The sequence below is a fragment of the Streptosporangium sp. G11 genome, assembly GCF_051192615.1.
Taxonomy (GTDB): Bacteria; Actinomycetota; Actinomycetes; order Streptosporangiales; family Streptosporangiaceae; genus Streptosporangium.
This window is the reverse complement of the sequence record NZ_JBPJUQ010000363.1, coordinates 1-617: the sequence shown is the minus strand read 5'-3', so window position 1 is coordinate 617 and position 617 is coordinate 1. Positions and strand designations below refer to the sequence as shown.

The 617-nt window shown below is 68.2% G+C and carries 1 protein-coding gene; it reads left to right on the top strand.

The features are described 5' to 3' along the window. A partial coding sequence (locus ACSDR0_RS51050; protein WP_435296208.1) for an IS630 family transposase occupies positions 1-603 on the top strand: 603 nt, incomplete at its 5' end. Between the last annotated feature and the right edge of the window lie 14 nt (positions 604-617).

Here is a 617-nt window from a genome sequence, read left to right as displayed (position 1 = left end):
AGAGCCGAGGTCGTCGGCCTCTATACCCAGCCCCCGCCAGGCACCACGGTGATCTGCGCCGACGAGCTCGGGCCGGTGACCCCGCGTACCTTCCCGCCCGCGCCCGCCTGGTCACCTGACGGGCACCGAATCAAAGACCGACTGGAGTATTCGCGCGGCATCGACAAGACGTGGGTGTACGGCGGCTTACGTATCCGCGACGGCACCGAACTCACCTTCTGTGCGCCCTCGCGCAACAGTGACGGCTGGATCCAGCTGCTGACGCGGATCGCCACCGCCAACCGGCGCGGTGCGATCGTGGTCATCACCGATAATCTGTCCAGCCATTCCAGTTGGAAGGTCCGCCAGTGGTTGCTGCGTCACCCGCGGATCCGCCAGGTGTTCATCCCGGTCAAAGCGTGCTGGCTGAACCTGGCCGAGGGCTGGTGGCGGCTGCTGCGCAAGGCCGCGTTCGCCGGGCAGACCTTCGCCGATGCCACCGAGATCGCCTACGCGGTCGCCCTCGCCACCGCCCAGCTCAACGCCCGCGCCCATCCCTGGATCTGGGGGCGACCACCACCCCAGCCCCGCACCCTCCGCCGCACGTTCGTCTACCGGCTATGAGGAACGCGGCACTA